General features: G+C 60.9%; 11 protein-coding genes. 2 read left to right on the forward strand and 9 right to left on the reverse strand.

The window, feature by feature from the left end:
- Positions 1-114: 114 nt before the first annotated feature.
- Positions 115-918, forward strand: a complete 804-nt coding sequence (locus AAEZ06_RS23795) for a SirB1 family protein (protein ID WP_149411699.1) — start codon at positions 115-117, stop codon at positions 916-918.
- Positions 919-1,097: 179 nt separating this feature from the next.
- Here the strand turns inward: AAEZ06_RS23795 and maiA are convergent, their stop codons facing one another.
- The 3 genes from maiA to hmgA are packed head-to-tail and all read right to left on the reverse strand — an operon-like array spanning position 1,098 to position 4,340.
- Entirely contained in the window at positions 1,098-1,742 is a 645-nt protein-coding gene (gene maiA / locus AAEZ06_RS23800; RefSeq protein ID WP_149411700.1) for a maleylacetoacetate isomerase, read from the reverse strand.
- Positions 1,743-1,754: 12 nt separating this feature from the next.
- Complete coding sequence (fahA, locus tag AAEZ06_RS23805; protein ID WP_350616516.1) at positions 1,755-3,053, reverse strand: fumarylacetoacetase; 1,299 nt, start codon at positions 3,051-3,053, stop codon at positions 1,755-1,757.
- Between the two features lie 3 nt (positions 3,054-3,056).
- A complete protein-coding gene (gene hmgA, locus AAEZ06_RS23810) occupies positions 3,057-4,340 on the reverse strand; it encodes a homogentisate 1,2-dioxygenase (protein ID WP_350616518.1) in 1,284 nt (427 codons plus the stop codon).
- Between the two features lie 119 nt (positions 4,341-4,459).
- Here hmgA and AAEZ06_RS23815 point away from each other — a divergent pair, with 119 nt between their 5' ends.
- Positions 4,460-5,248 carry an IclR family transcriptional regulator gene (locus AAEZ06_RS23815; RefSeq protein ID WP_149411703.1) on the forward strand — a complete coding sequence of 263 codons (789 nt, stop codon included), beginning with the start codon at positions 4,460-4,462 and terminating at the stop codon, positions 5,246-5,248.
- Here AAEZ06_RS23815 and AAEZ06_RS23820 read toward each other — a convergent pair.
- The 6 genes from AAEZ06_RS23820 to AAEZ06_RS23845 all read right to left on the reverse strand — a co-directional run bounded on the left by AAEZ06_RS23820 (position 5,245) and on the right by AAEZ06_RS23845 (position 14,357).
- On the reverse strand, positions 5,245-7,785 hold the full coding sequence (locus tag AAEZ06_RS23820) for a LuxR C-terminal-related transcriptional regulator (RefSeq protein WP_149411704.1): 2,541 nt from the start codon (positions 7,783-7,785) through the stop codon (positions 5,245-5,247). The two genes, AAEZ06_RS23815 and AAEZ06_RS23820, sit on opposite strands and share 4 nt — an antisense overlap.
- Before the next feature lie 195 nt (positions 7,786-7,980).
- Entirely contained in the window at positions 7,981-9,348 is a 1,368-nt protein-coding gene (locus AAEZ06_RS23825; RefSeq protein WP_350616521.1) for a DUF1329 domain-containing protein, read from the reverse strand.
- A 24-nt stretch (positions 9,349-9,372) separates the two neighbouring features.
- The gene (locus AAEZ06_RS23830; protein WP_149411705.1) at positions 9,373-11,163 is read right to left on the reverse strand and encodes a DUF1302 domain-containing protein; all 1,791 of its coding nucleotides are present in this window, start codon (positions 11,161-11,163) and stop codon (positions 9,373-9,375) included.
- Positions 11,164-11,647: 484 nt separating this feature from the next.
- Positions 11,648-12,559, reverse strand: a complete 912-nt coding sequence (locus AAEZ06_RS23835) for an SDR family oxidoreductase (RefSeq protein ID WP_149411706.1) — start codon at positions 12,557-12,559, stop codon at positions 11,648-11,650.
- Positions 12,560-12,672: 113 nt separating this feature from the next.
- Complete coding sequence (locus AAEZ06_RS23840; protein ID WP_149411707.1) at positions 12,673-13,575, reverse strand: alpha/beta fold hydrolase; 903 nt, start codon at positions 13,573-13,575, stop codon at positions 12,673-12,675.
- Positions 13,575-14,357, reverse strand: a complete 783-nt coding sequence (locus AAEZ06_RS23845) for a class II aldolase/adducin family protein (RefSeq protein ID WP_149411708.1) — start codon at positions 14,355-14,357, stop codon at positions 13,575-13,577. Before AAEZ06_RS23845 ends, AAEZ06_RS23840 begins: the two co-directional genes overlap by 1 nt.
- Positions 14,358-14,480: the final 123 nt, after the last annotated feature.

The raw sequence follows: 14,480 nt of genomic DNA on the forward strand, positions 1-14,480 counted from the left end.
GGAATAAGCCCGCCGGTTTTACGGGCTTTACGACATAACCAGATAGGACGCTTCTCAAGAGACTGGACGAAACTTCACAGCAAGGCTAAAACGGGACATCCGTCGGAGAAAGTGATGAATCCCCGCCAAGCCTTTTTTGCCTGTCTGGACCGGTCACCGCCCGCGCTGTTTGAAGCCGCGCTGTGGATTGCTGCCGAGCATGACCCGGCCGTGGAACCGCTGACCATCCTGCACGACTTCAAGCTGCTGCAGCAGCGGATCAGCCTCAGCATGCCGATGCTGCCAGCCGATGAGCTCGGCCAGCCATTGTTGCGGCGAATGAACGACCTGGGGTTCGCCCAGGATGACTACACCCCACTGCGCCCCGCTGCCGCCCTATTGGACAAAGTCTTGCAACGCCTGCGCGGGCAGCCATTGGCCCTTGGGTTGATCGCCCTGGAACTGGCGCGGCGCCTGGACATTCCCATGGTCGGGGTGAACTTTCCGGGGCACTTCCTGCTGCGAGTATCTGGCGCGGATCATCTGCTGGACCCTTGCGGTGGCAGGCGCTTGTACCCCAGCGATTGCCGCGAACTGCTGCAACGCCAATATGGGCCGAACCTCAAGCTGCAAGCCGACCACCTGCACACCGCCGAACCTCGGCAGATCCTGCAACGGCTGTCGCGTAACCTGCGCCAGCTGCACCTGTCCAACGACAATCACCTGGCCGCCCTGGTGGACGCTGAGCGAGTGCTCGAACTGGGCAATGCCAGCGCCGCCGATTACCTGGCCAGGGCCAGCTTGTATCAGCGCCTGGACTGCCCGAACGCCGAGCGCTTTGACTTGGAGCATGCGCTAATGCTCAGTGAAGACCCGATCCAACGGCTGCGACTGACTGAGCGGCTGGGGCATTTGCCGCCCAACTCGGTGGTGCACTGAGAGGCTGATGGCTTGGCTTGCAAGCTAAACCGTATCGCTTCCATCGCAGCCTCGCCAAGGCTCGACAGCGCCTACAATTGATCGGCGACCGACTCAGGATTTAGCCAGGGTTTTGCGAATGTCGAGTAGCGCGCGAAAGCTGGCAATCTGTATAGCTATCGCAGGCAAGCCACACTGCTCTATGGCGTGTCCGGGGTATCAGGTTGGTTGGCAGGATGTGCCTGAACAAACGCCGGATGCTGCGCAGCCAGCGCCGCCACTCGTCGAATCCGTGGGTACGCCGCCAACGACACCTTAAACCGCTCGGCTGCATACACCTGCGGAATCAGAAAGGCATCTGCCATCCCCGGCTGCTCGCCAAAGCAATAGCCCTGATCCCCAATCAACTGCTCCACAGCCCCAAGCCCTTGGCTGATCCAATGGCCGATCCATTCCAGCACTTGTGCCTCGTCATGCCCCCACTGGCGCAGCAGGTTCTGCGTGCTGGAGTTGTGCAACGGGTGGATATCGCAACCAATGATCGAGGCCACCGCCCGCTCGTGGGCACGGGTCGCCAGGTCGCGGGAGAGCAATGGCGCCTGTGGATAACGCTCCTCCAGGTATTCGATGATCGCTGGCGACTGAATCAACAGTTCGCCATCCTCGGTACGCAAGGCCGGCACGCGACCTTGCGGGTTGATCCTCAGGTACTGCGGCTGACGATTGGCGCCGCCCTTGGGCACCAGCAGATTGACCGGTACCGCCTGAAAATCCAGGCCCTTGAGCGCCAACGCGATACGCACCCGATACGACGAAGTGGAACGGTAGTAGGTATAGAGTTCCATCGCCCTGCCCTCTCAGCGCGCCGCGACCACAGTGCCCCGGCATTCGCCAAAGCCGATGGAGGCAAAACCATCACGGGTGCAGCGGGCCCGCAGGATGATTTCATCGCCATCCTCAAGGAATTTACGGACTTCACCGGACGCCAATTCAATCGACTTTTTCCCGCCTTCGGTGATTTCCAGCAGGCTGCCGAACTGCCCAGCCTCAGGCCCGGACAAGGTGCCCGAACCAAACAGGTCACCGGCCTGCAACTGACAGCCGTTGACACTGTGGTGCGCAACCATCTGCGCCACGGTCCAGTACATATGCCGGGTGTTGCTCAGGGTCAGGCGATGGGCCGGCAGGTTTTGCTCGCGCATCGTTTGGGTGGTCAGCAGCACTTCCAGCTCGATATCAAAGGCACCGGCCGCTTGGTCACGCTTGTCCGACAGGTATGGCAGCGGCTGCGGATCGCCCTCGGGACGCGCCGGTTGAGCCTTGCGGAACGGCTCCAGTGCTTCGGCCGTCACCACCCACGGCGAGACGCTGGTGATAAAGCTCTTCGACAGGAACGGCCCCAGCGGCTGGTATTCCCAGGCCTGGATATCCCGCGCCGACCAGTCGTTGAGCAGGCAGAAACCGGCAATGTGCTCAGCCGCATCGCCAATGGCAATCGAGTCGCCCATGGCATTGCCCTGACCGATCCAGATACCCAGTTCCAGTTCGTAGTCCAACCGGGCGCAAGGGCCGAAGGTTGGCTCGGTCTGGCCGGCGGGCAGGGTCTGGCCTTTTGGGCGGCGAACATCCGTGCCCGACGGGCGAATGGTCGACGCACGGCCGTGATAACCAATCGGCACATACTTGTAGTTGGGCAGCAATGGGTTGTCGGGACGGAACAGTTTGCCGACGTTTTGTGCGTGTTCTATGCCGACGTAGAAGTCGGTGTAGTCATTGATCTTCGCCGGCAGGTGCATCTGGCAATCGGCGGACAGGGGCAGCACTTTCGCCCCAAGAGCTTCCAGTTTGCCCTGCAGGGTGCTGCCTTCGCTGAGCAGTTCCAAAAGGCGCTCGCGCAGGGCAACACGGGGGCCACGGCCCAGGTTGAAGAAGGCGTTCAATTGACCGCCAGCGGTAGCTTCTACAGCGCTGCGGGCTTGGCCTTCAAAGAAATCCAGCGCGGCGTGCAGGTCGAAAATATGCTCACCAATGGCCACGCCACTGCGCGGCGCCGAACCATTAAGGCTGAACACACCCAGCGGTAGGTTTTGCAAAGGGAAATCGCGGTGACCGTTGGCGGAGGTCACCCAACTGCGAATGATGGTGGACTGAGTCATGGGTTATCTCCGGTTCGGGTTGAAGGTTGCCGGCAGCGAGGCCCAGCAAGCGTCGTAATTGTTTTGCAGCTGCGTGCATTCCAGTGCGAACTGAGTGGGACGCAGCACCTGGCTGGTCTCGAACATGAACGCCATGGTGTTATCGATCTTGTTGGGCCCCAGGTCCACGGCGATGGCCTTGGTACAGGTCTCACCATCCGGCCCGTGGGCGCTCATGCAACTGTGCAGGGACGCGCCACCCGGCAGGAAGCCTTCGGCCTTGGCATCGTAGGCACCCTGGATCAGGCCCATGTATTCGTTCATCAGGTTGCGGTGGAACCATGGCGGCCGGAAGGTGTTTTCCGCCACCATCCAGCGCGGTGGGAAGATCACGAAGTCGAGATTAGCCAGGCCGTGGACGCTGGTGGGCGAGGTCAATACGGTGAAGATCGACGGGTCCGGGTGATCGAAACTCACGGTACCGATGGTGTTGAAGCGGCGCAGGTCATATTTGTACGGCACGTTGTTGCCGTGCCAGGCCACTACGTTTAGTGGCGAATGATCCAGCTCGCAGCCCCACAGCTCACCGAGAAATTTTTGCGTCAGCGTCGTGGGCTGCTTGAGGTCTTCGTAATGGGCCACGGGGGTGAGGAAGTCCCGTGGATTGGCCAGGCCGTTACTGCCAATTGGGCCAAGGTCCGGCAGGCGCAGCGGGGCGCCATGGTTTTCGGCGACGTAGCCGCGGGCCTGGGCGTCCAGCAGTTCGACACGAAATTTCAGGCCACGAGGCAGTACGACGATTTCCAGCGGTTCGACATCCAGCACACCCAGTTCGGTGGCGATGCGCAGGCGGCCTTGCTCGGGAACGATCAACAGTTCGCCGTCAGCGTTGAAGAACACCCGGTCCATCGAGCGATTGGCGCAGTAGTTGTAAATGCTGATGCCGGACGGTTTTTGCGCCGCCGAATTGGCGACCATGCCCACCAGGCCGTCGATGAAATCGGTCGGTTCGATCGGAATATCCAGCGGGTTCCAGCGCAGCCGATTGGGGGTCACAGCACCCAGCGGGCCACCGGCCAATTGCCGCTGCAGCTTGACGAACGCCGGGTGATTGGCCGACGGCTGGATGCGGTACAGCCAGGTGCGCCGGGCTTCGCTGCGGACCATGGTGAAGGCGGTGCCGGAGAATAGTTCGGTGTACAGCCCGTAGGGCGCTTTTTGCGGGGAGTTCTGGCCGACGGGCAATGCGCCTGGCAGGGCTTCGCTGGCAAATTCATTGCCAAAGCCCGATTGATAATCGAGGGTCATGGATCTTCCTCTACGCTGAAGTTATTTTTATCGTAATCCAATTACGCATAACGTAATTTGATTGGTATTGACCGTCAAGCTATAAAGACGCCCATTCGTCTTTCGGATTCATGCCCTCCATGGAAAAGCCGCGCGCTACCCGCGACACCGGTAAACAGAAAGTCCGCTCGGCCGAGGTCGGCACCGACATCCTCAAGGCCCTGGCCGAACTGTCGCCGGCCACCTCGCTGTCGCGCCTGGCCGAACATGTGCAGATGCCGGCGAGCAAGGTCCACCGCTACTTACAGGCGCTGATTGCCTCGGGCTTTGCCGAACAGAACACCGCCACCAACCATTACGGCCTGGGCCGCGAAGCCTTGCGCGTCGGGTTGGCCGCCCTGGGTAGCATGGATGTACTGAAAGTCGCCGCCCTGCCCCTGGCGGAACTGCGGGACGAATTGAACGAAACCTGCTTTCTCGCGGTGTGGGGCAACCAGGGCGCAACCGTGGTGCATATCGAGCCGGCGGTGCGCGCCGTGACGGTGGTGACGCAATTGGGTTCGGTGCTGCCGCTGCTCAGTTCCTCCACAGGATTGGTGTTCAGCGCCTTTCTGCCGTCGCGGGAAACCGTGGACTTGCGCCAGCGGGAGATAGAGGCCGGGATCGCCCATACATTAGCGGACGATCAGGCATACGCCACGGCCTGTGAACAGATTCGCCAGCGCGGCCTGCACTTTGTCCACGGCTTGCTGATGCCGGGGGTCGATGCGCTATCGGCACCGGTGTTTAACGCCGTCGGGCAAGTGGCGGCAGTGTTGACAGTCGTAGGGCCGACTTCGCTGTTTCACGCCGATGAGGACGGGCCAGCAGCCAAGCGCTTGCTGGCAGCAACCCAGGCGGTGAGTTGGCGGATGGGGTATCAGCCTTAAGCCATCAACCCCAGTGTCTTGGCCTTCGCCACCGCTTGCGTGCGGCGCTCCACGCCAAGCTTGCTGTGAATCCGCCGCGCATGGGTTTTCACCGTGTGCAGCGAAATGAACAATTGATCAGCAATTTCCAGGTTGGAGCTGCCCAATGCGATCAGCTGCAGCACTTCCAGCTCACGATGGCTAAGGGGATTTTCGCCAGCGGCCGTCAACATTTCCTGGGGTTCGAGCCCCAATTCACTCAACAACCCCGGCTGACGCAACCGCAACTCGCGAATCGCCTGTTGCACCCGGCAACGCCCTGCCAGTTCCAGCCCCGCTTGCAGTGAGCGCACGGCCAACGGCCGATCACCCACTTGCCAGGCCACTTCCCCCAATACCAGGTGCAATTCCGCTTCCAGGCAGAGCATGCCCCGTTGCCGGGCGGTGTCCAGTAAGGCGTTGAGCCGGGCCAGCGGTTCGTCGGCGCGGCGCAATTTCACTTCGGCAAGCACCTGCAAATATTCCAGGCGAGGGATCAGCTCCAGGGTGGCCGGCGGTGCCTGTTTCGCCTTCGGCCCGCGATAGTGACGCAGCACGCGGCTGACGGCCTCCAGGGTCAGTTCGGCGCGCCCCTGTTGCAACCAGAAATGCCCGCTGAGCAACAACAGAACCGCCCGGTACACCGTGTCGGGCACCTGCCGTGTTTGCATCAGGCGCTCGGCGTCCCGCAGCTGAATAAAGGCTTGGTCGTAATCGCCCTTGTTGGCCGCCAACAAGGCGAGCCCGAGAAACCCATACAGCACACGTTTGTCCTGGCTGTGCAGGCACATGCCCAGGCCCGACTCAAAGCACTCGGCGGCCACGGTATCTTGACCTTGGCGCAAGGCGAGATGCCCTCGCCGCAGGGCGATTCGCCCCACCAATGGCCCGGCCTTGAGCCGCTGCCGGACCAGCATCGCCTGGACATTCTCCAGCAGGCTCTGAGCCCGATACGGCGCGCCGCGCTGCTCCAGCAACTGCGCATGATCCAGCTCCAGCAAAGCCTCCAGCAACAGCGAACCATGAGCTCGCGCCAGGCACAGCGCCTCACGGTTCAGTGTCTGGGCCACGTCCAGCTCACCCCGCAGCAAGGCTTGTTGAGTCAGGCCCGACAGGCACATCAGCCGCGACGTCCAGGCGCTGTCCGGCAAATCTTGCAGGGCCTCAAGAAAATGCTCGCGGGCGCGTACGGCCTCTCCGCCCAAATGCAACAGCCAGCCCCACTGCGCCTGCCAGCGAGCCAGCAGATGACGCTGCAACGGCGCCGTGGGTTGCGGGGTGAAGCGGGCCAATTGATCAATGCATAACGCAGCCTGATCAAAGCGTCCAGCAAACAGCAACGCTGCCGTCACCAGCCCCACCAACTGCGCAGATCCCAGCATCAGTTCATCGCCATGCTGCTCATGCAGGCGCAACAGCAGCACCGCGTTTTGCTGGCGGAACAGGTCTTCAAAACTGAAATGCTGCAACAGGCTGACGGCGACTTCGTACTCCTCGGCCAACAGCGCCTGTTCGAACGCCGCTTGCCAGTCCTCTGCGAGGGTAAACCACTGACAGGCCCGTCGGTGCCAGGAGCGTTTGGCCGGCCAGGCTTCGTCCCGCAACAGTTGCGCCAGGGGCGGGAAGACCTGCAGCCAGTCCGGCGAATCCTCCCACGGCTCGATAAAGGCGCCGAGGGTCTGCAAATCGCGCAAATATTCTGCACCCTCACCAAAACCGAACAGGTGTTCACACAACCCCGGATTGAACCGTGGCAGGTGTGCCAGCACGCGCCAGGCTTCGGCCAGTTCCGCGGGCAAGGTGCTGAACAACTCGTGTTGCAGGTAGTCGAGCAAGGTTTGCGAACGGCCATGCCAAGCGCCTCTGTCCGCGTGACCATCACCCTCAAGCAGGGCGATACGCACTCCGGCGCACCAGCCGGCGCTGAATTGCAGCACCTTGTCGGCAGTCTGCCCGGCATGGGAGTGATGGCTGATCAGTTGCTGGACGTCCTCGTGATTGAAGGCCAGTTCCTCACCCCCGCACTCCCACAGGTCATCATCAAGCAGCAGTCGCGGCCAGTTGCAGGACGGCCGCCGCCGTGCGCCCAGCCACCAGGTCAGGGCCGGGCTGCTGGCCGCCAGAGCGCGGTCGAGCAAGGCATCCAACTCAGGCGACGGCACCCGGCAAAAGTCATCGAGAAACAGCCACGCCGAGGTTTGCCAGCGGCCCAGATCCAGCAGCAGCGTGGCTTCATCGGTAAAGGCCAAGCCAAGGCTTTGCGCCAGGCGCTGGCAAAAGTCGAGGGTGTCGAGGACCACTCCATTGAGAGGCAGCCAATACACTTGGCAGCTCGAAGGCGCCTGTAGCGCGCATTCGGCGAGCAGCGCGCTCTTGCCACTGCCGGCCGGTGCACAGAGCAATTTCACCCGCGCCGCTGCCGTAAGCAAAGGCCCGGCCAGGCGTGGGCGCAACAGGTGATGGGCAGACAAGCGTGGCATGAATCCAGGACGATCCAGGCACCGGGTCATGGCAGTCATTACGGCATCCCTGTTTTTTATTATTAGGCGGCGTGCCCCTACCCTAGTCCTGTGGTCGGCGGTTGTTGAAGGAGTATTCAGCGGGCTGATTGCCGGGCATAAAAAAACCGGGATTCAAAGAAGTCCCGGCACGACGTCTAAAGGTGGGACCCGACAAGCCCGGCTCCCACATTTCGATTGCATTTCAACTAAATATTAGCGAACACCTGAGGCGCGCAACGCCGCCGGGGTGTAGTCCGCCGCCTTGGCCGCAAAGCCGAACACGAAGCTGCTTTTCTCCTCATTTTTCATCCCCAGGGCGATGTAGCGGCCGGCGATGATGTCGTACAGGGTCTCGACGGTGTAGGCCGGCACCTGGTGGTCGTAGTAGAACTGCGCATGGCCTTCGGCAACGCGCCACAGTTGGCCACGACCGTCATAGTGATCCACCAGCGCGACCTGCCAGCTGTCTTCGTCGATGTACATGTGGCGCTTGGCATAGATGTGCCGCTCGCTCGGCTTGACGGTGCCAACCACTTCCCAGACCCGGTGCAGCTCGTAGCGGGTCAGGTCCTGGTTGATGTGCCCGGCCTGGATGATGTCGTCGTACTTGAGGGACGGCGAGTCGAGCTTGTAGCTGTTGTAGGGGATGTACACCTCCTTCTTGCCCACCAGCTTCCAGTCATAGCGGTCTGGCGCGCCGGAGAACATATCGAAGTTGTCGGTGGTGCGCAGGCCATCGGAAGCAGTACCCGGCCCGTCGTAGGACACTTGCGGCGCACGACGCACCCGACGCTGGCCGGCGTTGTAGATCCAGGCCAGACGCGGCTCCTTCACCTGGTCGAGGGTTTCATGCACCAGCAGCACGTTGCCCGCCAGGCGCGCGGGTGCCGTGACCGACTGCTTGAAGAAACTCAACACGTTGGCGCCCTTGACCGGGTCCATGTCCGGGATCAACTGCGGCACCGCCACTTCTTCTTCGAAGCGGATCGCCGTGTAGCTGCCGTTAGTCTGCGGCGTGGCCTGGGTGATGATGCGTTTGAGGTTGCCGCCGTGGTAACGGGTGATGTGGTTCCACAGCACCTCAACGCCGGTCTTGGGAATCGGGAAGGCGTAGTAGCGATTGCCGGTGAAGTTCTCCAGGCCATTGCCGTCGTTGATCGACTTGACGTTCAGCGCGCTGCGCTTGATCGACTCGTAGATGTCCGCTGGCAGGTTGACCGTACGGTGGGTCGGGTAGACCGGAATTTTGTAGGTTTGCGGGTAGCGTTTGAACATCGCTACCTGTCCCTCGGACAACTTGTCCTTGTACTTGTCGACGGTGGCCGCGGTAATCACGAACAGGGGTTTTTCACTGGCGAACGGGTCCGCCAGGAAGCCTTTGCTGTCCACCGCGCCGGCGTTTTTCGGGATACCGCCGGTCCAGGCCGGAATCGATCCATCGGCGTTACCAGCCTTCTCGGCACCCACCGGGGTCAGGGTGGCGCCCAACTTGGCCGCTTCTTCCGGCGACACTGCCGCCATCACGTTGGCCGCCAACAGGCTCAGCGCCAACACGCCGCACTGCAAAATCGTCTTACGCATGGTTGTTGTCCTTCTTATTGCGAATCAGAAGTTCACGCCGAAGCTCAGCGCGAGGAAGTCGCGGTCAGTCAGGGTGTTGTAGTCACCGCCAAAAAAATCGGTGTAGCTCAGGTTCGCGGTGTAGGTGTTGCGGTAGTCCGCATCGACACCGACGCTGATAGCCTTGGAGCCCTCGTTGAACAGGCCGTTGGGGCCGTAACCCTTGACGTCGTGGGACCAGGACAAGTTGGGCTTGAAGTTGATCCCGGCGATCACGTTGTTGTACTCAAGGATTGCCCGGGCGCGATAACCCCAGGAGGTGGAGGTGACAAAACCGTCGGTATCGCCGCCAAAACCATATTGGCCATACACCGAATCGCGGCCATAACGCAGTTTGGTTTTCGACTCCAGCCCGCCGACCCGCACGATGGCCGCTTCGCCGACCAAAGTCAGGCGTTCAGCGCCCAGGATCTGGTCGAAGAACTGGGTCATGGAGGTCTGGAACTGGGTGACTTCCTTGCGCCGGTAGCCGGTATTGTCCGAGCCAAATGAGCTCTGGATCGGTGACGCGGCGCCACCGACAATCGGATTGACCAGGGCCAGGGTCAGGTCCGTGGTGTTGAGTTGCACCGGTGCATTGGGGCGGTAGCTGATTTCCCCGGTCCAGGCCGTACCGGTGGGCAAGGTGGTGGCGAAACTCGCGCCGTACAGGCGGATGTCTTCCGGGTAATCAAGATAATACTGGCCACGCCCGAGCATGGTGCTTTGGGCCAGGCCGAAGCCGGTGCCAGGGGCGATGGCGTTGGCGGTGTCGCGGATGCGATTGATCGTCGCCAGGTTGGTGTTGGCAGTAAGGGTGCCAACGGTTGGCGTACGGCTGTGGTAGTTCATGAAGTACAGGCCGTACTCAGTGTCGTCCCCCAACCAGCGCAGAGCTGCGCCGAACTGCCCGGAGTCCCGCGCATCACGGTCGCCGGCACGATGGACAACCACACCCTCATTGGTCACATCAAAGCCCTGGCCGAACGCCGCGGCCACCGGTTGCAGCGGCCGGATCGCCGGGCTACCGACGGTGTAGTTGTTGGTGCAGCCGTCGGCCGCCACGTCACCACCAAAGAAGGTGCCGCAGTTATCCAGCACCGTCTGGTCCCACTCCAACTGGTAGAAACCTTCCACCGTCAGTTGGTTGGTCAGGCCCTGGGAGGCGAACAACATGTTCACCGGAATCAGCCCTTCCTTGATCTCGGCGCCAGGCCGGCGGAAGGCCGATACGTCGATAGGGTTGATGCTGTTGATGGAGTTGCCGATGAAGGTACTTTCACCCCAACTGACCACCTGCTTGCCGGCGCGCACGGTGCCTGGCAGATCGCCCAGGGAATAGTTGTGGTAGACGAAGGCATCGAGGATCTGCGCACCGCTGGATTTGGCGCCTTCCTTGCGATTGTGGTCGCTGATCTGTTTGAACTCGCGGTCTTCGTCCTTGAGCTCGAAGTCGTACCAGTACTTGCCACGCACAAACACGCCGGTGTCGCCGTACTTGAGCTCCAGGTCGTGCAGGCCCTTGAAGATCTTGGAGAAGGTTTCGCCCTTCTTGAAGTTCTGCCGACCGTCATCCCCGGTCGACGCCTGGCCACTGCCGCCATTGGGAATACCGATCAGTTTGCTGTCGGCATCGCGCATGCCCCAACTGGCGCCTACCGAGAGTGAGGAGTCGAATTGCCCTTCGATCTCCCCGATGTTGAACGAAACAGCCTGCGCCTGCGCGCAGCATCCCAAAGCAACCGCAGCAGCCAGCGCCTGTGGCCTGAAGATGGCGCGCATTGTTGTTCTTGTCATGCGTCTTCCCCGGTGGTGTAACAGAAGGCCCCACCCTACTGCCCAACATCAGGAGCGATAAGCGCACCAAGGAGGTATTCGCGTTGTCGCTCGAAAGGATTAATTGGCGCTCTGGGTTGGGTCTTAGCGGGGATATGGACGGGATGGATGAAGCGCTATCAAGAGGATGGATGAGTATTAAGACGACTGTTACTGAATTGGTAACAGTCCTTGTCCTGAATCAGTGTTTTTCATTCTGTTACAAGGGACTATTCTTGCTGGACTTTCAGGGTAAACAACCCGCTTCCCAAATGGGGAGAAAAGCCAGAATCCAACAGATTGACCTCTACTTTCAGTCTGTTACCCGTGTTTACTGACGTTGATTTGTTGCTCCTTGATCCAACGTCTTACTTCGGCCGCTGCCTTTGCAGCGGCCTTTTTTATGCATGAAATAAAACGGGGCACTGTAGGCGCCCCGCTGGATTAAATGTTTTTCATGTAACGATCACAGGGCGTACTTCTGCAGGTTCGCCATCATCTCCTTCAACGCCTCTATAGTGTCCCTGGGATGGGCCGCGCCTTCGAAGTCGCAAATTTGCTGCCAATGGGCCGCCACATCGTCCGGGGAAAAACCAGCCTCGGGATCGAATCCCATGCCCAGGCTGCGCTCCCAACGGGTTTTGCCAATCCAGCCGCCCCCCACCTCAAACAGCCCGGAGGTTTCCTGACAGGCCTCGCTGCCCAGGTACACCACCAACGGGCTGACCAGCTCCGGCTTGAGACGCTCGAAGACTTGCGGCGGGATCAAGCCTTCGGTCATGCGCGTGCCGCCGGTCGGCGCGATGGCATTGACCAGGATGTTGTTCTTGCGCCCTTCCAGGGCCAGGGTGCGGGTCAGGCCGTACAAGCCGAGCTTGGCCATGCCGTAGTTGGATTGGCCAAAGTTGCCGTAGATCCCGGAGGTCGACGCGGTGAAGATCACCCGACCATAACCTTGCTCGCGCATATGGGGCCAAGCAGCGCGGGTGACTTTGTAGGCACCTTCGACATGCACCCGGTAAACCAGGTCCCAGTCGCTGTCGTCCATTTTATGGAAGGTCTTGTCTCGCAAGATCCCGGCGTTGTTCACCACCACATCGACACGACCAAAAACGTCGAGAGCGTTCTGCACGATCTTGTCGCCATCGGTGACCGAGTCGTGGTTGGCTTCGGCAATCCCGCCAGCCTCGCGAATCTCGGCCACCACACGGTCTGCCGCCGAAGCATTGGCGCCTTCGCCCTGGGCCGAGCCGCCCAGATCGTTGACCAGAACCTTGGCCCCGTGCTTGGCGAATAACAGCGCATGGGCCCGGCCCAACCCGCCGCCGGCACCAGTGACGATCACAACCTTATCTTGCAAATGCACAGGCTCACTCATACAGAACTCCAGCGGCAATAGTGGACGATGGGTGGAGTGTCAGGCACCGGGCTTCTGGTCACAATAAATACGGCTAAGGCTGAATGGTGCGCAATAAGGCTGGGGGATGATTGTCAGGAATAGGCCACCCGAGGCGGCGCTTGCGCAATACGCTCGCGAAACGACAGGTAATGCTTGAGCACCTGAACTGGTGCTTCGATCTGCGGGTAGTGACCGATGTTGGCCAGCAACACTGCATCGGCCTGCGGCACCAGCTCACGATAGCGTTCGACCATGTGGGCGCCGGAAATAGGGTCCACTTCACCATCAATGACCCGCAACGGCACCTCGCCACGCTGCATGGCCGCCACCCAGCGTTCGCGCTGCTGGCGTCGCTGGGGGATGTAGGCGATCAGTTTGTGCAGGATGCGCGGGCCGTAGTGGCTTTCGATCAGACTCCAGAAATCGTCCAGGGCACTTTCGCTGGGACGGGTGTCAGAGCCGAATATCTGCATGAAACTATTGGCCAGGGCGTTGCGGCCAAAGGCACGACCGATCATCCAGCCCAAGGGGCTGAGCAGCAGTTTCTGCACCAAGGCCGGGCGATGGGTCTCAGGGAACAACCCTCCGTTAAGAAACACACAACTGGCCATCTGCAAGCGCCCCTCGTAATGCCGGGCAAGCAGCTCCTGGGCGACGCTATCGCCGTAGTCATGGGCCATTACGTGGACAGGCTGCGGCACCCGAAGATGTTCCAGCAGCGCCTGCTGCAAATCAGCCTGTTCCAACAGGCAATAGGTGTGGTCCAGGGGCTTGGCCGAATCGCCGAAGCCCAGCATGTCGCAGGCGATCACCAGATTGCGCTGGGCCAGGGGCTGCCAGAGGTAGTGCCAATCCCAACTGGCCGTGGGGAAGCCATGGATCAGTAGCAACGGCTCGCCCTGCCCGGCCACCCAGTAACGAATGGTCTGGCCGCGAAAGACAAAGCTCTGCCCACGCTTGCGCCAGGCACTCAGAGGAATCTCGGCCAGTGGCATCAGAGTTTGTATCCAGGGTCTTGTTTGTCCAGTTTGCGCAGCAGCGCCGGCCAGGCCAGCGTGCCACCCATGCCTTGGGCACTCTTGGTGACCCCGGCGATCATCGCCTTGGCGCCGGCAAGAACCTGCGGCTCGATGGCGATCAACTCGGCGCCTCCGTTCTGCGCCAGCACCTGGATGTCGCAGGCACGCTGGAAGGTGAACATCATCAGGAACGTATCAGCGATGGTACCGCCGCAGGTCAGCAGGCCATGGTTGTGCAGCATCAGGAAGTTGTTCTCTGCGAGGTCGGCCTGCAAGCGAGCCTTTTCCTCGTGGTTCAGCGCCACGCCTTCATAAGCGTGATAGGCCAGGCTGGACAGTACGAACAACGACTGTTGGCTGATGGGCAGCACGCCTTGCTTTTGGGCGGACACGGCAACACCGGCAGCGGTGTGGGTATGCAGCACGCAGACCACGTCATGCCGCACTTGGTGTACCGCACTGTGAATGGTGTAGCCCGCCGGATTGATCTCGTAGGGGCTGTCCATCCGCTTGTTGCCGGCCTGATCGACCTTGACCAGGCTCGATGCGGTGATCTCGTGAAACATCAGCCCGAACGGGTTGATGAGGAAGTCTTCGGTGCCCGGCACTTTGGCCGAGATATGGGTGAAAATCAGGTCATCCCAGCCATGCATGGCCACCAGGCGATAACAGGCTGCCAGGTCGATACGGGTCTGCCATTCGGCGGCGCTGACCTGATCTTTTACACTCTGTGTCGATTGAACGGGGGCTAGGCTCACGGCAATGACCTCGATGGTGTGGTTTTCTTATTGTTTTCTAGGCGAAGGGCTTTCGGGTGAAAGGCCAGTCTAGTCAGAGGTCACGGTTGCGGTAGTTGCATTGGCAGCCAGCTTGATGACCGA

The sequence above is a fragment of the Pseudomonas sp. HY7a-MNA-CIBAN-0227 genome, assembly GCF_040310325.1.
Classification (GTDB): domain Bacteria; phylum Pseudomonadota; class Gammaproteobacteria; order Pseudomonadales; family Pseudomonadaceae; genus Aquipseudomonas.